Annotated in this window: 14 protein-coding genes and 2 pseudogenes; 9 read left to right on the plus strand and 7 right to left on the minus strand. The window is 70.2% G+C overall.

The genetic code is table 11. The features are described 5' to 3' along the window. Positions 1-65 precede the first annotated feature (65 nt). Both MZV50_RS02325 and MZV50_RS02330 read right to left on the minus strand, forming a co-directional pair. A complete protein-coding gene (locus MZV50_RS02325; protein WP_252632823.1) occupies positions 66-1142 on the minus strand; it encodes a site-specific DNA-methyltransferase in 1077 nt (358 codons plus the stop codon). A 137-nt stretch (positions 1143-1279) separates the two neighbouring features. Continuing rightward, the gene (locus MZV50_RS02330; protein ID WP_252632824.1) at positions 1280-1918 is read right to left on the minus strand and encodes a ribonuclease HII; all 639 of its coding nucleotides are present in this window, start codon (positions 1916-1918) and stop codon (positions 1280-1282) included. A gap of 122 nt (positions 1919-2040) precedes the next feature. Between MZV50_RS02330 and MZV50_RS02335 the strand changes: the two genes are divergently transcribed. From MZV50_RS02335 to MZV50_RS02360, 6 genes are all read left to right on the plus strand, one after another. Continuing rightward, the gene (locus MZV50_RS02335) at positions 2041-4035 is read left to right on the plus strand and encodes an acyltransferase family protein (RefSeq protein WP_252632825.1); all 1995 of its coding nucleotides are present in this window, start codon (positions 2041-2043) and stop codon (positions 4033-4035) included. Positions 4036-4089: 54 nt separating this feature from the next. Then, entirely contained in the window at positions 4090-4971 is an 882-nt protein-coding gene (locus MZV50_RS02340; protein WP_252632826.1) for a glycoside hydrolase family 16 protein, read from the plus strand. Between the two features lie 55 nt (positions 4972-5026). Continuing rightward, complete coding sequence (locus MZV50_RS02345) at positions 5027-5500, plus strand: hypothetical protein (RefSeq protein ID WP_252632827.1); 474 nt, start codon at positions 5027-5029, stop codon at positions 5498-5500. A gap of 180 nt (positions 5501-5680) precedes the next feature. Beyond that, positions 5681-5926 carry a hypothetical protein gene (locus tag MZV50_RS02350; protein ID WP_252632828.1) on the plus strand — a complete coding sequence of 82 codons (246 nt, stop codon included), beginning with the start codon at positions 5681-5683 and terminating at the stop codon, positions 5924-5926. Continuing rightward, a complete protein-coding gene (locus MZV50_RS02355; protein WP_252632829.1) occupies positions 5913-6554 on the plus strand; it encodes a cytochrome b/b6 domain-containing protein in 642 nt (213 codons plus the stop codon). The genes MZV50_RS02350 and MZV50_RS02355 overlap by 14 nt, the downstream gene beginning before the upstream one ends. Positions 6555-6596: 42 nt before the next feature. Next, complete coding sequence (locus MZV50_RS02360) at positions 6597-7094, plus strand: helix-turn-helix transcriptional regulator (protein WP_252632830.1); 498 nt, start codon at positions 6597-6599, stop codon at positions 7092-7094. Positions 7095-7100: 6 nt separating this feature from the next. Here the strand turns inward: MZV50_RS02360 and MZV50_RS02365 are convergent, their stop codons facing one another. Both MZV50_RS02365 and ygfZ read right to left on the minus strand, forming a co-directional pair. Then, positions 7101-7688, minus strand: a complete 588-nt coding sequence (locus MZV50_RS02365) for a DNA-3-methyladenine glycosylase I (protein WP_252632831.1) — start codon at positions 7686-7688, stop codon at positions 7101-7103. A gap of 40 nt (positions 7689-7728) precedes the next feature. Then, a complete protein-coding gene (ygfZ, locus tag MZV50_RS02370; protein WP_252632832.1) occupies positions 7729-8520 on the minus strand; it encodes a CAF17-like 4Fe-4S cluster assembly/insertion protein YgfZ in 792 nt (263 codons plus the stop codon). A gap of 110 nt (positions 8521-8630) precedes the next feature. Here ygfZ and MZV50_RS02375 point away from each other — a divergent pair, with 110 nt between their 5' ends. Beyond that, positions 8631-9749: a glycosyltransferase family 9 protein gene (locus tag MZV50_RS02375; RefSeq protein ID WP_252632833.1), complete on the plus strand. Its 1119-nt coding sequence runs from the start codon at positions 8631-8633 to the stop codon at positions 9747-9749. Between the two features lie 185 nt (positions 9750-9934). Continuing rightward, positions 9935-11269 (plus strand): dihydroorotase, encoded by a 1335-nt coding sequence (locus tag MZV50_RS02380; RefSeq protein WP_252632834.1) that lies wholly within the window; start codon positions 9935-9937, stop codon positions 11267-11269. On the opposite strand, the pseudogene MZV50_RS02385 reads toward MZV50_RS02380, so the two are convergent. Together MZV50_RS02385 and MZV50_RS02390 are read right to left on the minus strand one after the other, a co-directional pair. Continuing rightward, positions 11266-12478, minus strand: a pseudogene (locus tag MZV50_RS02385) (RNA polymerase sigma factor). The gene MZV50_RS02380 and the pseudogene MZV50_RS02385 overlap by 4 nt on opposite strands. Beyond that, entirely contained in the window at positions 12475-12825 is a 351-nt protein-coding gene (locus MZV50_RS02390) for a YciI family protein (RefSeq protein WP_252632835.1), read from the minus strand. Before MZV50_RS02390 ends, MZV50_RS02385 begins: the two are co-directional and overlap by 4 nt. A gap of 196 nt (positions 12826-13021) precedes the next feature. On the opposite strand from MZV50_RS02390, the pseudogene MZV50_RS02395 reads away from it, so the two are divergent. Then, positions 13022-14805, plus strand: a pseudogene (locus MZV50_RS02395) (feruloyl-CoA synthase). Here MZV50_RS02395 and MZV50_RS02400 read toward each other — a convergent pair. Then, positions 14792-15433: a lysoplasmalogenase gene (locus MZV50_RS02400; RefSeq protein WP_354668920.1), complete on the minus strand. Its 642-nt coding sequence runs from the start codon at positions 15431-15433 to the stop codon at positions 14792-14794. The pseudogene MZV50_RS02395 and the gene MZV50_RS02400 overlap by 14 nt on opposite strands. Positions 15434-15525: the final 92 nt, after the last annotated feature.

Below are 15525 nucleotides of genomic sequence, written 5' to 3' on the forward strand. Positions count from 1 at the left end.
AGAGCGCCTCCCACAGCGCTTCCGACCGTCGATCTACGCCGACGCCTCGCCCCACAGGCGGTGTCTCAGTTCATTCCCGCGCGGACCTGGGCGCGCAGGACGTCGATCGGCGCCAGGCCGGCGTCGGTCTTGAAGTGCCAGTAGGTCCAGCCGTTGCAGGCCGGGGCCGACTGGACCAGGGCGCCGATCTTGTGGATCGAGCCCGACAGGTCGCCGACCGTTATCGAGCCGTCCGGACGGACCTTGGCGGCGTGATTGCCTTTGGCGCAGTACAGGGTGTCGCCCGGCGACAGCAGGCCGGCCTCGACGATGGTGCCGAACGGCACGCGCGGCTCGGCGCGCTTGCTGCCCATGACGTCCAGGTCTTCCGGCGCGATCGGCACGACCTTGGCGATGCGGGCCTTGGCGTGGTCCAGATATTCGGCCTCGCGCTCGATGCCGATGAACTTGCGGCCCAGGCGCTTGGCGGCCGCGCCGGTGGTGCCGACGCCGAAGAACGGGTCGAGGATCACGTCGCCCGGCTTGGTGGTCGACATGATCACGCGGTACAGCAGGGCTTCCGGCTTCTGGGTCGGGTGGGCCTTGGCGCCGTCCGCGCCCTTGATGCGCTCCTCGCCGGTGCACAGCGGGATGGTCCAGTCCGAGCGCATCTGCACCTCGTCATTGGCCATTTTCAGGGCGTCGTAGTTGAAGGTGTAGCGCTTGGCGTTCTGGCTCTTCGACGCCCAGATCAGGGTCTCGTGCGCGTTCGCAAAGCGGGTGCCCTTGAAGTTGGGCATCGGGTTGGACTTGCGCCAGACGATGTCGTTCAGGATCCAGAAGCCCAGGTCCTGGATGGCGACACCGACGCGGAAGATGTTGTGATAGCTGCCGATCACCCAGATCGCGCCGTCGTCCTTCAGCACACGGCGAGCGGCCTTCAGCCACTCGCGGGTGAACTTGTCGTAGGCGGCGAAGCTCTCGAACTGGTCCCAGTGGTCGTCGACCGCGTCGACCTTGGAATTGTCGGGGCGCAGCAGGTCGCCGCCCAGCTGAAGATTATAGGGCGGGTCGGCGAAGATCAGGTCGACCGACTTCTCCGGCAGGGCGTTCATCTGCTCGATGCAGTCGCCCAGGATGATGGTTTCCGGCCCGAACTTCATGACCCGCGTCCTCAAGAAAGAGAGCGGAATCATGAGTCTTACTGGTAAACGCGGTGTGTATGGACGTGGTTACCGGGGTGTTAACTCGACCCGAAGGCGACTATTTGAGTCTGATGGGACTCAAATCTTGTGAGCGATCAAAGATCTAGCTCGGCGTTGATCACGAGTTCGCCGGCCAGGGCGGCCTTGACCGGCGCCCAGCCCAGACGGTGGATCGGCGAGGGGCCCAGGCGGATCAGGCCCTCGACGTGGACCGGGGCGTGATAGCCCTTGTGACCGGCGAAGCCGTAGCCGGGATAGAGCGCGTCCATCTCGACCATGATCCGGTCGCGGGCCTCCTTGGCCAGGATCGAGGCGGCGGCGATCGAGCACGACAGGCTGTCGCCCTTGACCACCGTCTTGACCTCGCACGGCAGGGCGAAGCGGTAATTGCCGTCGACCAGGGCGAAGGCCGGCTTCACCGACAGGCCCTCGACCGCCCGGCGCATGGCCAGGCCGGCGGCGTGCAAGATGTTGAGCTCGGCGATCTCCTCGATCGAGGCCATGCCCACGCACCACGAGATGGCGACGGCCTTGATCTCTTCTTCCAGGGCCGCGCGGGCCTTGGCGGAGAGCTTCTTGGAGTCGTTGAGGCCCTTGGGGACGCGGTCGGGATCCAGGATCACCGCCCCCGCGCTGACCGGCCCGGCCCAAGGGCCGCGCCCGGCCTCGTCCACCCCGCAGACAGGACCCTGTCCGCAGGCCAGCTCCAGCATCATGTCGGGCCCGACGCGCATGGCCGCTGTTTAGGCCGCTTCGCCAGAGTGGGGAAGAATGATCGAAGTTTACGCCCGTAATTATCCGCTTGACGCCGACCTGCCGCCCCGCTCTTGATTACGGCTGTAATTCGAGGGGCGGCATGACCATCCAGCCAGGCTATCGGCGCGACATCGACGGCCTGCGCGCCGTGGCGGTCGCGGCCATCGTCATTCATCACGCCTTTCCGGCCCTGCTGCCCGGCGGTTTCGTCGGGGTGGACGTGTTCTTCGTCATCTCCGGCTACCTGATCACCCGACTGATCGCCCAGGCGCGGGACGCGGGGACGTTCTCGTGGGGCGGCTTCTACCTGCGCCGGGCGCGGCGGATCGTGCCGGCCTACATCCTGGTGACCCTGGTCACCGCCGCCCTGGCCGCCTGGATCGAGATGCCCAGGCTGCTGGCCCAGACCGGCGCGGCGACGGCGGCCTCGGGGCTGTTCCTGGCCAATATCCTGTTCGCCCAGACCGCCGGCTACTTCGCGCCCGGACCCCAGCAGAACCCGCTGCTGCACCTGTGGTCGCTGGGCGTCGAGGAGCAGTTCTACCTGGTCTGGCCGGCCGTGATCGCGTTGCTGTCGCTGAAGTCCACGCGAGGGATGCGGGCGGGTCTGGCGCTGGTCCTGCTGCTGGGCTCGCTGGTCCTGGCCCAGGCGATGGTCACCAGCGTCTGGGCGTTCTTCGGCCTGCCGATGCGGGCGTGGGAGTTCCTGGCCGGTGGGGCCCTGGCGCTGGGCTTGGTCAAGCCGCCCGGGGACCGAACGACGGTCAATCTGGCCGGCGTCATCGGCGGCCTGATGATCGCCGGCAGCCTGGTTCTGCTGAACGAGGCCAGCGCCTTTCCAGGCGTCTCGGCGGTTCCCGTCGTCATCGGCGCTGCGCTGCTGGTGTGGAGCGGTTCGGGCGCGACGCCGGGACTGGCCGTGCTGCGCCTGCCGCCGGTGGTCGGGCTGGGGCGGGTCTCCTATTCCCTCTATCTGTGGCACTGGCCGCTGCTGGTGCTGGCCGCCGACGTCGCCCAGCAGCCGTTGAGCCTGTTCCAGCGCCTGTGTCTGGTCGGCTTGGCGCTGGGCCTCGCCGTCCTGACCTGGCGCTTCGTCGAGCAGACGTTCCGGCGCGGGCCCGTCGAGCGTCCCTGGCGACGCCTGGGCCTGATGCTCGCGCCTGTGCTGGCGCCGATCGCCGTGGGCGCCCTGCTGTTCTTCACCCACGGCCTGCCGGGCCGCCTTTCATCCGAGGCCAAGGCCCTGGCCGACCTAGAGGAGACCGACGTCAATCCGGCCCGCGAGGCTTGCCTGGAAGAGCATGGCCAGGGTGATGAGTGCCGGTTCGGCGCCGGGCTCGACGCGCCGGGCGAGGACGTCATGGTCTGGGGCGACTCCCACGCCGACGCCTTGACGCCAGGCGTGGTCGAGTGGGCGCGGCGACGGGGCTGGAGCGTCCGCGAGACGGCGCGCAGCGGCTGCCCGCCGATGGTCGGGCTGAAGGTCCGCATCACCAACCGCTTCGCCCTGGACTGCGCCCCGACCGCCGACCAGGCCCTGGACCGGATCGCTTCGGACCGGCGGCTGAAGCTGGTGATCCTGTCCGGACGCTGGCCGCTCTATCGTGGCGCGCCGCCGTTCTATGACGTCAATTCGCCCCGCGTCACGGTCGAGGTGGTGGGGCGACCGGGGTACAAGCCGTCGCTGACCACGTCGCTGAGGACCACGTTGGACGCGATCGCCCGCCGTAATCCGAACGTCCGGGTGTTGATCGTCGGGCCGTTCCCGGAGCTGACCCTGGGCGCGCCCGAGTGCCTGGGCCAGGTCCGCCAGCTGGGCGGGCGGCCCGAGGTCTGCGCCAGCGTCGCCGCCGACCTGCCGCTGTCGCGCGCCGGCCCGGCCGAGGACGCGATCCGCGCCGCGATCCAGGATCGACCCGGCGTGGCGGCGGTGTTTCCGTCCGAGACCCTGTGCCGGAGCGGGCGCTGCGCGGCGATGCTGGATGGCCGGCCGATCTATTTCGACGACGACCATCTCAGCGCCTCCGGCGCGCGGCGGTTGGCGCCGGCGTGGCTGGACGCGGGCTGGGCCGAGCTGGAACATGCGTCCCACTAAGCCCGGAGACTGCTGACGCTTGGGAATTCGGCGGCGGCCTGCTTGGATGGCCTCATGACCTTCAAGACGATCGCCGCCGTCGCCGCCCTGGTGCTGACCTCCGTCCCGGCCCACGCCCAAGACGGCTGGCGGTTGGTCTGGTCGGACGAGTTCGACGGCGACCGGCTGGACGAGACCAAGTGGACCTACGCCGCCGACTGCGGCGGCGGGGGCAATGACGAGCGCCAGTGCTACGCCGTCGATCCCGAGACGGTCTCGGTCAAGGATGGCGTCCTGCGGCTGACGGCGATCAAGCGCAAAACCCGAGGGCTGGCCAATCCGTGGGCCGGTCCGACGGGGCCGATGAAGACCGGCGACTACGCCTCGGGCAAGATCCTGACCCAGGGCAAGGCCAGCTGGCTCTATGGCCGCGTCGAGGCGCGGGCCCGCGTCCCCGGCGGCCAGGGCGTGTGGCCGGCGATCTGGATGATGCCCGAGCTTTCGACCTATGGCGGCTGGCCCAAGTCGGGCGAGATCGACATTCTCGAGACCGTGAACCTGGGCGCGCCCTGTGACGGCTGCGAGGGCGGCCGCGAGAACCGGGTGTTCGGCACGATCCATTTCGCGGGCGACGCGGCCGGGACGCACCGGCAGGTCAGCAACAGCACGCCGATGCCGGTCTCCAGCGACGGCTTCCATGTCTATGCGGTCGAGTGGACGCCCGAGGCGATCACCTGGTTCGTGGACGGGCGGCGGTACGCGCGGGCCGAGGCGGCGGACTGGAAGCGCGACGACCAGGTCGCGGGGCCCGCGCCGTTCGACCAGCCCTTCCACCTGATCCTCAACCTTGCGTTCGGCGGCCGCTGGCCCGAGGGCGCCAACGCCAAGGGGATCGACGAGGCGGCGCTGCCGGCGACGATGGAGGTCGACTGGGTGCGGGTCAGTCAGCGGCCTTAAAGCTCTGGAAGCCCGGCTCGGCTGGCCCTAGAGGAATGGGACCGGGGGATCGTCCATGACGCTGCTGACCAACGCCGTGCCGCTGCTGTGGCTGATCGCCTCGGCCGTGGCGTTCTTCTTCGTGTTCCGGCCCAAGGCCGATTGGCCGATCGTGGCCACGCCGATCCGGGGGCTGAGCGTCTTCATCCTGGTGTTCGTGGGCGGTGCGATGCTGACCGCCGTGACCCGGCCTGACGAGGCGCCGCTGCCTAAGCCGAGGCCCGCCCAGTTGGTCCGGACGGCCTTGCCCGACCCGGCCCTGGTCCGGGCCCATCCGGAGCGCTACCTGGCGCTGGACCGGGTGAAGGCCGACCGGAACAAGGCGGGCGATGTTCTGCTGACCGGCGGAGCGACCAACCTTTCGGGCCTGGCGATCGCCAATCCGCGCCTGGCCTGCCGGATGACCCGCCGGGGCGCCCCGCCGGCGAGGTTTTGGCCGGCGAGGTTTCGGCCGTGGCCGAGGGGACCATCCCACCCGGCGGCAGGATGATCTTCGCGGCGATCAATCTGGGCCCGGCGGGCGGCCCTTGGGATGGCTGGAGCTGCCGCGTGTCGGCGGCGAGCGCTCCGTAAGCGACTGCTTATCGGCCGGCGTATAAGCCCAGCGCCAATGGCTCCGCCGGTTGGACGGGCGCAGCTCTCCCTCGTCATCAGCACGGGAGAACCGCCAATGACCAAGCTCTCCGCCCTGGGCGCCAGCCTTCTGATCCTGTCCTTCGCCGCCCCTGTCCTGGCGGACGAGGCCAAGCCGGCCCCGCCGAAGGTCGCCGCGCCCACGACGAAGGCCGCAAAGCCGCCGGCGGCCAAGACCTCCGACGATCGTCCGGCTCGTCACGCCGCCAGGGACGACGACGACAAGCACGGCGAGAACCACGAGAAGAAGCACGATGGGGAGCGCCGCCATGACCGCGACTGAACGCGTCATCCCGCCGCGCCGCTGGGATCCGGTCATCAAGCTGACCCACTGGGGGATCGTCGCGGCCATTCTGGTCAATGGCCTTGTCACCGAGGAAGGATCGGGACCGCACGTCTGGGTCGGCTACGCCCTGGCCGCCACCCTGGCCCTGCGGCTCATCTGGGGCGTCATCGGCCCGGCCGAGGCCCGATTCACCGCGTTCCCGCCCAGCCCCGCCCGCGCCCTGGCGCATATCCGCGAGATCGCCGCCGGCAAGCGCGTCGAGCACGCCTCGCACAATCCGCTGGGCGCCCTGATGGTCTATGCCATCTGGAGCGTGCTCGGGGTGATCGTCGTCACGGGCGTGCTGATGGCCAGCGCGCCCGCGAAGCCGGAATCCGGGTCGCACGCCGCGCAGCCGGCCTCCGCGACGCAACGCCTCGAGCGCGACAGCGCCCGCGAGGAAGACGGGCGGGAAGAGGGACGCGAGGCCGGCGAGGAGCACGAGGAAGGCCCGCTGGCCGAGATCCACGAGACGGCGGTCAACCTGCTCTATGGGCTGATCGTGCTGCACATCGCCGGCGTCGTCTTCGAGACCCGGCGCAGCGGCCGGCGGATCGTCATAGCGATGCTTCCCGGAGGACGCTAGGGTCCGAGCTCAATACCTATCAGGGTGTCATTCCGGCCCATCATGATCGAACGGCGACACGCTCTCGAACGCAGGACCACGGCGATGATCGTCGTCGTGATCCTGCAGCTCGCCGCGACCATCTTCTTCCTGGTCGACGTCACCGGCGACCTCCGCGCCGGCGGTCTGGGTTCGCACCTCCTGGTCGAGGGCGGGGCGGCCATGGCCCTGCTGGCCGGCGTGCTGTTCGGGGCGGCCCAGATCCGCTGGCTGGTCCTGCGGGCCCGCCAGGACGAAGCGGCCGTCGCCACCGCCCGGGGCGCCCTGGCCGATCTGGCGCGGCTGCGCTTCGCCGACTGGCGGCTGACGGTCGCGGAGGCCGACGTCGCCCTGTTCGCCCTGAAGGGCTGCGACGTCGCCGAAATCGCCGCCTTGCGCGGTGCGGCCCCCGGCACCGTCCGCGCCCAGCTCGCCCGCGTCTACGCCAAGGCCGGGGTCCGCACCCACTCGGCGCTGATGGCGCTGTTCATGGAAGAGCTGGTCGAGACGGGCGGCGGGTGACGCCCCTTAGCGCTTGGCCAGCGCCTTGCATTCCTCGTGGCGATAGCAGGTCGTCAGGTGATCGTTGACTAGGCCGGTGGCCTGCATGAAGGCGTAGACGATCACCGGGCCGCAGAACTTGAAGCCCTTGGCCTTCAAGGCCTTGGCCATGTCGACGGCGAGCGGCGTCTGGGCCGGGACCTCGCCCGCGCGCCACTGGTTCTGGATCGGCGCGCCGCCGACCATGTCCCACAGGAACGTCCCGAAGTCCTCGCCGCGCTCGCGCATGTCCAGATAGATGCGGGCGCCCGAGATGGCCGCGTCGATCTTGCCGTTCGAGCGGATGATGCCGGCGTCGGCCATCAGCCGGGCGCGGTCGGTCTCGTCGAAGCGGGCGACCTTCTCCGGATCGAAGCCGGCGAAGGCGGCGCGGAAGCCCTCGCGCTTGCGCAGGATGGTGATCCAAGACAGGCCGGCCTGGAACCCGTCCAGAACCAGCTTTTCCCAAAGGGCGCGGCTGTCCCACTCGGGCACGCCCCACTCGTGGTCGTGATAGGCCTCGTAGAACGGGTCCCCGTTCATACCCTTCCAGGTGCAGCGCGCGATCTCGGTCATGCGGTGACGCTAGCAGAACTTTTCGGGAACAAAAATCCCTTTAGGCCATCCAGGTCGGACGGTCGACGCGCACCGGCCGACCCTCCACGCTCAGCGCGGCGTCCTCGATGCGGTCCAGGCGCAGCAGGGCCATGGCCCGGCCGTCGCCGCCGCTCAGCACCTCGCCGGCCCGAAGCTCGCCCGCCAGAACCTCGGTCCCGAAGGCCGGGGCGGGGCCTTCGAAGGTGATCGGCAGCATGCGGGTCTTGATCGTCCCGCGCCGCTTCATGCGGCTGGTGGTCTCCTGGCCGACGAAGCAGCCCTTCTTGAAGTCGATGCCGGCCAAGAGGTCGAAGTCGGCCTCGATCGGATAGTTCGCCTCGCTGCCCCAGTCGGCGGGGCCGGGCACGCCCAGCGCCAGGCGGTGGGCCTCGTAGGCGTCCTCATCGGCGTTGGCCGGACGCTCGCCATAGGCCCGCGCGCCCAGGCCCGGCAAGCGGGGATCGGCATAGAGGCCTTCGCCCGCGACCTCGCCGCCGAACACGGCGAACACCGGCAGGTCGCTGGCCTCCAGCGTCGCCTTGGCCCGCAGGCGGTACATCGTCAACCGCGTCAGGATCGCCGCCCGGTGCTCGGCCGCGACGTCCAGCAGCGCGCCATCTTCCGTTCCCGCCACGAACAGGTCGTAGAGCAGCTTGCCCTGGGGCGTCAGCAAGGCCGCGAAGCGCAGCGCGCCGGGCGCCAGGGTCTCGACATCCTGGGTCAGCAGGCCCTGCAGGAAGCTTCGCCAGTCCGGACCGGAGACGGCGATGACGGCGCGGGAGGCGAGATGGGCGACAGTCGACGAGTTCATACCCGCAGATGTGGCGCCGAGGCGACGATCGCGCCAGTCCCCGAAAAGACGGAAAGCTGAACTGTTAACGTGGGATGCGCCGACTCGCCGACCGGCCTATAGATGGACCGATGACACAGCGGGCCTTCCCGATTCTCTTCATCACGGCCACACGCATCGGCGATGCGGTGCTCTCGTCCGGCTTGATCAAGCTTCTCTCCGAGCAAATCCCCAACGCGCGCTTCACCATCGTCGCCGGCCCGCTGGCGGCGCCGTTGTTCGCCCATGTGCCGGGCCTGGACCGCGTGATCGTGATGGAAAAGGCCAAGGGGAAGGGCAAGGGCCACTGGTTCAAGCTCTGGCGGCAAGTGCGCCACAGGAAGTGGGGCCTGGTCGTCGACCTGCGCGGCAGCGCGACGGCTCTCTTCCTGCGCCGCGACAAGCGGGCGATCTGGAAGAAGCTGCCAGGCGAGGTCGTGCACAAGGTGGTCGACGCCGCCCGCACCCTGAAGCTGGAGGGCGATCCGCCCGCGCCTCACCTCTACATCACGCCCGAAGTGCAGACCCTGGCCGATGAGCTGCTGGGCGACGGCGGCCCGATCCTGGCCATGGGGCCGGCCTCGAACTGGATCGGCAAGGTCTGGCCGATCGAGCGCTTCACCCAGACGGCGGCCCAGCTCCTGGACAAGGACGGCCCGATGGCCGGCGGGCGCCTGCTGATCCTGGGCGGTCCGGAGGACACCCGCATGGTCGAGGAACTGCGCATGGCCTCGGCGCGCGGCCGAACCATCGACCTGACCGGCAAGGTGGACCTGCTGACCGCCTATGCCTGCCTCAAGCGGGCGCGGCTGTTCATCGGCAACGACTCGGGGCTGATGCACATCGCCGCCGCCGCCGGGGCCCCGACCATCGGCCTGTTCGGCCCGTCGGACGAGCGCCGCTACGGCCCCTGGGGCGACAAGGCCGAGGCCGTGCGCGGGCCCCGCGCCTTCGACCAGTTCGTGGCCATCGACCCGGACCTCTCCCAGGCCATCCGCCACATGAGCGACCTGCCGGTGGCCACCGTGGTCAAGGCCGCCAAGGCGCTGCTGGCGCGGACCGAGCCGGAGGCGGTGGTCGAAGAGGCGATCGCGGAAGAGGCTGTCGAGGCCGCGGCCGCGCCGGAGCCGGTCGTCGACGCGGTGGAAGAGGTCTCGCCGCAAGAAGAGGCGGTTGAGGAAGAGCGCGTTCCAGAACGCGATACCAACTAATTCCGCCTTCCTCGCCCTTGTGGCGAGGACCCATGGCGCCGCCTCCGATGAGCGTGGCGTGATCAAGGACTTGCCCGCTGAACGATGGGTCCTCGCCACAGGGGCGAGGAAGGCCATGTTTTCTGGGTTGCTTGGGACGTAAGCCGGACCTAGACCCGCTGAAACCCCTCGCCAGGAGCCCCCCCATGACCCAGACCTTCGACCTGATCGTGCGTGGCGGCGAGGTGGTCAACCACGCGGGGCGGGGGATCACCGACATCGGCGTGCGGAACGGCAAGATCGTCGCCATCGGCGACCTCGGCCAGGCCAGCGCCGGCGAGGTGTTCGACGCCAAGGGCCTCACCGTCCTGCCGGGCGTGATCGACAGCCAGGTCCACTTCCGCGAGCCGGGCCTGGAGTGGAAGGAAGACCTGGAAAGCGGCTCGCGCGGCGCGGCCCTGGGCGGCGTGGTCGCCGTCTTCGAGATGCCCAATACCGAGCCGACCACGACCGACCCGGACGCCCTGGCCGACAAGCTCTCGCGCGCCAAGAACCGCATGCACACCGACCACGCCTTCTATGTCGGCGGCACCCACGAGAACGCCGAGTTCCTGGGTGAGCTGGAGCGCCTGCCGGGCTGCTGCGGCATCAAGGTGTTCATGGGCGCTTCGACCGGCAGCCTGCTGGTGCAGGACGACGAGGGCGTCGAGAACGTGCTGCGCCACGTCAACCGCCGCGCGGCTTTCCACTCCGAGGACGAATACCGCCTGGCCGAGCGCCGCGCGCTGGCCCGGCCCGGCGACTGGACCAGCCACCCCGAGGTGCGCGACGCCCAGGCCGCCTTGCAGTCGACCCACCGCCTGGTGCGCATCGCCAAGTCCCTGGGCAAGCGCATCCACGTGCTGCACGTGACCACCAAGGAAGAGATCGACTTCCTGGCTCAGAATAAGGACGTCGCCAGCGTCGAGGTCACGCCCCAGCACCTGACCCTGGTCGCCCCCGAGGCCTATGAGCGCCTGAAGGGCTTCGCCCAGATGAACCCGCCGATCCGCTCGGCCGATCACGTGGCCGGCGTCTGGCGCGGCATCGAGGCCGGCATCGCCGACGTCCTCGGCTCGGACCACGCCCCCCACACCCGCGAGGAAAAGGCCCGGCCCTATCCCGCCTCGCCCTCGGGCATGCCCGGCGTCCAGACCCTGGTGCCGATCATGCTGACCCACGTGGTCGACGGAAAGCTCAGCCTCGAGCGCTTCGTCGACCTGACCAGCCATGGCGTCAACCGCGTGTTTGGGCTGGCCGACAAGGGCCGCATCGCCGAGGGCTTCGACGCCGACTTCACCATCGTCGACATGAAGGCCCGCCGGGTCATCACCCACGACTGGATGGCCACCCGCTCGGGCTGGACCCCGTTCGACGGCTTCGAGGCCAAGGCCTGGCCCAAGGCGACCATCGTGCGCGGCATCGTGGTCATGCGCGACGACGAGATCGTCGCCGAAGGCCGCGGCGAGCCGGTGCGTTTCCTAGAAACCCTGGCCCGCTAAAGCCCTTCGCGCTTGCGGAGCAGCCACAGCCGCTCGGCCGGGCCCGGCGCGAGGTCGATCGCCCGATCATAGGCCGCCCGCGCCGCGTCGCGCCGGCCCAGCCGCGCCAGCATATCGGCGCGCACGGCGTGATAGGGCTGGAAGTCCGCCAGTCGAACGCCGTCCAAGGCCTCGATCTCGGCCAGCGCCACGGCGGGCCCGGCCGCCTCGGCCAGGGCCACGGCGCGGTTCAGCCGCGCGAACGGATCCTCGCGCCACGCCAGCAGCAGGTCGTACAGCGCCAGGATCGCCGACCATGGTGGTGGCTCGGCCAGTGAACGCCGCAAGCTCCAGGCCGCGTGCAGGGCCGCGCGCAGCTGGCGCGGGCCGGGTCGGTTCAGCCGCGCCGCCCGGCGCAGCAGGGCGTCGCCGTCGCGGATCAAGGGCCGGACCCACAGGGCGGGGTCCTGCTCGGAAAGCGGAACCATGGCCCCCTCGGCGTCCAGCCGCGCGGGCCGTCGCGCCTCGGCGAAGCGGACCAGGGCGGCGAAGGCCAGGGCCTCCGGCTCCTCGGGCAGCAGCTCGGCCAGCACCGCCGTCAGGTCCAGCATCTCGCGGGCGTAGCCGGCGTGGGGCCGGCGCCGGCGGCGTCCTCGTGGGCGCGGGCATAGGCCACTTCCAGCGTCGACAGCACCGCCTCCACGCGTTCGGGCCAGGCCTCGGGGCCGGGAACCTCGAACGACACCCCGGCCTCGGCGATCTTCTTCTTGGCGCGGGTCAGGCGCTGGAACATGGCCGGCTCGGCGACCAGGAAGGCGCGGGCGATCTCGGGAACTGAAAGGCCGCAAACCAGCCGCAGGGTCAGGGCGGCGCGGGCCTCGGGCGCGACGGCCGGGTGGCAGCAGATGAAGATCAGCCGCAGCCGCTCGTCGGGGATCAGCCGGTCGTCCGAGGCCAGGATATCCTCAGCTGTGGCCTCCGGTTCGGGCGCGTCGGGCGCCAGGCGCTGGCGGACGTTCCGCCTGCGGATCATATCCAGGGCCCGGCGCCGCGCGGTGGCGTACAGCCAGGCGGCAGGGTCCAGGGCGGGGCCGCCGGCCAGACGGCGGCGGCCCGCGCGCAGGCCTCGGCGAAGGCCTCCTCGGCCAGGTCGAGGTCGCGGAAGGTCGCGGCCAGGGCGGCCACGATGCGCGCCCCAGCCGCCCGCACCGTTTGGTCGAGCGCCCTCAATCTTCGTCGATGACGGGGCGGACCTCGACCGCGCCGTCGCCGGCCAAGGGGATGCGCCGGGCGATGGCCAGAGCCGCGTCCAGGTCGGGAACCTCGACCAGATAGAAGCCGCCCAACTGTTCGCGGGCCTCGGCATAGGGACCGTCGTGCAGGGCGTGCTGGCCGCCGGTCTTGCGCACCGTGGTGGCGGTGTCGACGGTCTTCAGGCCCGAGCCGCCCTTCAGGATTCCCTGGGCCGCCAGTTCGCCGGCCAGGGCCTGATGGGCGGCGATGATCCCGTCCAGGGCGCGACCTTCGCCGGTGCGATAGAGGTCTTCGTTCTCGTAGATCAGCAGGGCGTATTGCATCACTTCGTCTCCCGTGAGCGCGCGGCCATCGCGGCGCTTCGACCTGAGAGACGCGCCGGCTCGGCGGGATTCGACAGGGGAGGGCGAAAAATGTCGAGGGGGCTTTCAGGGCCGCGGCCCCTCCATTGGCTCGGTCTCCGTGTGAAGCGGCGAAGCCGTGTTGAACACCTGTATGACACGCGACATAACTGACGATATGGACGGATCGCCCCTCAACACCGCGCCCTTCCGCGACGCTCGCTACGCGCCCCGCGCGCTGGAGGTCGATCGGCGCGGCGACACCCTGATCCTGCGCAATCCCATGCCCTATTCGGACGCGGTGAGGACCACGACCGCGCCGCTGGCGCGCTGGGCGGTCGAAGCCCCGGACCGGTTGTGGCTGGCGGAACGGGACGGCGACGGCTGGCGCACGGTGACCTACGCCCAGGCCCGAAATCGGGTGGAGGCGCTGGCCGGGGGCTGGCCAGGCTTGGACTGTCGCGCGGCGCGCCGCTGCTGATCCTGGCGCGTAACGGTATCGACCACGCCCTGATCGCTTATGCCGCCATGAGCCTGGGCGCGCCGGCCGCGCCGGTCTCGCCGCAGTATGGCCTGAAGGGCGCGGATCTGACCCGGCTGCACCACGCCGTCGACCGGCTGAAGCCCGCCGCTGTCTATGCCGACGACGCCGAGGCGTTCGGCGACGCCCTGGCCGCACCGTTCCTGGCCGGTCTGCCCGTAGTGGTCAGCTGCCACGCGCGGCCCGGCGACATCGCCTTCGCGGACCTGCTGAACAGCGCGCCGGTCGAACCCGTCGCCCGGCCCGACGACGTCGCCAAGCTGCTGCTGACCTCGGGCTCGACTGGGCGGCCCAAGGCGGTGGTCTGCACCCACGCCAACATCGCGCTGAACGCGGCCCAGATCCAAGGCTGCTACGCCGATCCCGAGCCGCCGGTGCTGGTCAATTCAGCGCCCTGGAGCCACAGCCTGGGCGCCAACGCCATCCTGCACATGGTGTTGCACCGGGGCGGGACGCTGTACATCGACGCCGGCCAGCCCGTGCCTGGACGCTTCGGCGAGACGGTGCGAAACCTGTCCGAGGTGGCCACGACCTATCACAACATGGTCCCGGCCGGCTGGGCGATGTTCGTCGGCGAGCTGGAGCGCGATGCGGCGCTGGCCGCCAAGTTCTTCGAGAAGGTCCGGGTGCTGCAATACGGCGGGGCGTCGATGGCCCAGTCGATCCTGGACCGCGTCCAGGCCGTGGCGGTGCGCACGATCGGCCAGCGGATCACCTTCGCGGCCGGCTATGGCGCGACCGAGACCGGGCCGACGGCCTGCAACATCCACTGGCTGAACGCCCGCTCGGGCATGGTCGGCCTGCCGACGCCGGGCACGGCCGTGAAGCTGGTTCCCGCGGGCGACGGCGGCAAGTTCGAGATCCGGGTCAAGGGGCCGCAGGTCTCGCCAGGCTATCTTGATCAACCCGAGGCGACCGCCCAGGCCTTCGACGAGGACGGCTTCTACCGGCTGGGCGACGCGGCGCGGCTGGCCGATCCCGAGGATCCGTCGGCGGGCCTGGTCTTCGACGGACGGCTCGTGGAGAACTTCAAGCTGGCCAGCGGCGCCTTCGTCGCGGCTGGGGCGCTGCGTGTGGCGGCCGTGTCGGCGATCGGCGGGCTGGTCTCTGACGCCATCGTCTGTGGCGAAGGCCAGGCGGGCGTCGGCCTGATGCTGTTCCTCGACGCCAAGGCCTGCGAGGCCTTCGGCGCTGAGGCGCCGACGGCGATCGCCGAGCGTTTGCGGCGGTTCAATCTCGACGCCAAGGGCGGGACAGGAAAGATCGCACGGGCGTTGATCCTGGACGGCGCGCCCGACGCGGCCAGCGGCGAGCTGACCGACAAGGGCTACATCAACCAGGCCCTGGCCCGCGATCGCCGGTCGGAACAGCTGGCGCGGCTGTTCGCCGAGACGCCCGACGCCGGCGTCATGCGGTTCTAGGCTCCAGCCTTTGGCCCACGCCCAGGCAGATCAGCATCTGGCCGAAATAGTACAGCCCCCATACCGCCAGGCCGGTCGCCAGGGTGTCGGGCAGCGGTCCGAGGCGGGCGAAGATCAAGAGGTCCGACAGCACGAACATCAGCGCCCCGCGACCGACCGTCTTCAGCGAGAAGTCGCTGTTCAGCGCCGCGGCGGCCATGGCCGAGAGGAAGACGCTGTAGACGGCGATCTCCGGCGCGGCGGCGCGGTCGTGCGGCAGCATCCAGGCGGCGGCCGTCACCGTCGGGATCAGGAACAGCGGGCGCAGCGACGCGCGCCGCCGATGGCGCAGGTACAGCGCCACGGCGACGATATGACCCAGCAGGAAGGCGATCGCTCCGACCGTCAGGCCGTGGGTCTCGAGCAGCACGTCGCCTGCCGCGCCCAAGGCCATGACGGTGACCAGAAGCCAACCGTCCAGGCTCCTGGCCCGGATCATCGCATGGATCGCCAGCAAGCCCACGCCGGCGCCCTTCCATATCGTCTCGACCATCGGCGGCAGGTCCAGGCCCCAGGTCGCGACGTAACTGACACCGGCGACCGCCGAGGCGAGCAGCGTCCAGCGCGCGGCCGGGCCCATGGCCTTCATGGTGCGTTTTCTCCCCGATTCTTTCGATCAGACTGCGACGACTGTCGTCCTCGACGCAATCGTGTTGAGACCCATGCCGAAATGTCGGAGAC

It is taken from the genome of Caulobacter segnis, from assembly GCF_023935105.1.
GTDB classification, from domain to species: domain Bacteria; phylum Pseudomonadota; class Alphaproteobacteria; order Caulobacterales; family Caulobacteraceae; genus Caulobacter; species Caulobacter segnis_B.

Excerpts from the sequence above, each read along its gene's own strand:
- MZV50_RS02325 (WP_252632823.1), bottom strand. The coding sequence starts at position 1,142 with ATGAAGTTCGGGCCGGAAACCATCATCCTGGGCGACTGCATCGAGCAG.
- MZV50_RS02330 (WP_252632824.1), bottom strand. The coding sequence starts at position 1,918 with ATGCGCGTCGGGCCCGACATGATGCTGGAGCTGGCCTGCGGACAGGGT.
- MZV50_RS02335 (WP_252632825.1), top strand. The coding sequence starts at position 2,041 with ATGACCATCCAGCCAGGCTATCGGCGCGACATCGACGGCCTGCGCGCC.
- MZV50_RS02340 (WP_252632826.1), top strand. The coding sequence starts at position 4,090 with ATGACCTTCAAGACGATCGCCGCCGTCGCCGCCCTGGTGCTGACCTCC.
- MZV50_RS02345 (WP_252632827.1), top strand. The coding sequence starts at position 5,027 with ATGACGCTGCTGACCAACGCCGTGCCGCTGCTGTGGCTGATCGCCTCG.
- MZV50_RS02350 (WP_252632828.1), top strand. The coding sequence starts at position 5,681 with ATGACCAAGCTCTCCGCCCTGGGCGCCAGCCTTCTGATCCTGTCCTTC.
- MZV50_RS02355 (WP_252632829.1), top strand. The coding sequence starts at position 5,913 with ATGACCGCGACTGAACGCGTCATCCCGCCGCGCCGCTGGGATCCGGTC.
- MZV50_RS02360 (WP_252632830.1), top strand. The coding sequence starts at position 6,597 with ATGATCGAACGGCGACACGCTCTCGAACGCAGGACCACGGCGATGATC.
- MZV50_RS02365 (WP_252632831.1), bottom strand. The coding sequence starts at position 7,688 with ATGACCGAGATCGCGCGCTGCACCTGGAAGGGTATGAACGGGGACCCG.
- ygfZ (WP_252632832.1), bottom strand. The coding sequence starts at position 8,520 with ATGAACTCGTCGACTGTCGCCCATCTCGCCTCCCGCGCCGTCATCGCC.
- MZV50_RS02375 (WP_252632833.1), top strand. The coding sequence starts at position 8,631 with ATGACACAGCGGGCCTTCCCGATTCTCTTCATCACGGCCACACGCATC.
- MZV50_RS02380 (WP_252632834.1), top strand. The coding sequence starts at position 9,935 with ATGACCCAGACCTTCGACCTGATCGTGCGTGGCGGCGAGGTGGTCAAC.
- MZV50_RS02390 (WP_252632835.1), bottom strand. The coding sequence starts at position 12,825 with ATGCAATACGCCCTGCTGATCTACGAGAACGAAGACCTCTATCGCACC.
- MZV50_RS02400 (WP_354668920.1), bottom strand. The coding sequence starts at position 15,433 with ATGAAGGCCATGGGCCCGGCCGCGCGCTGGACGCTGCTCGCCTCGGCG.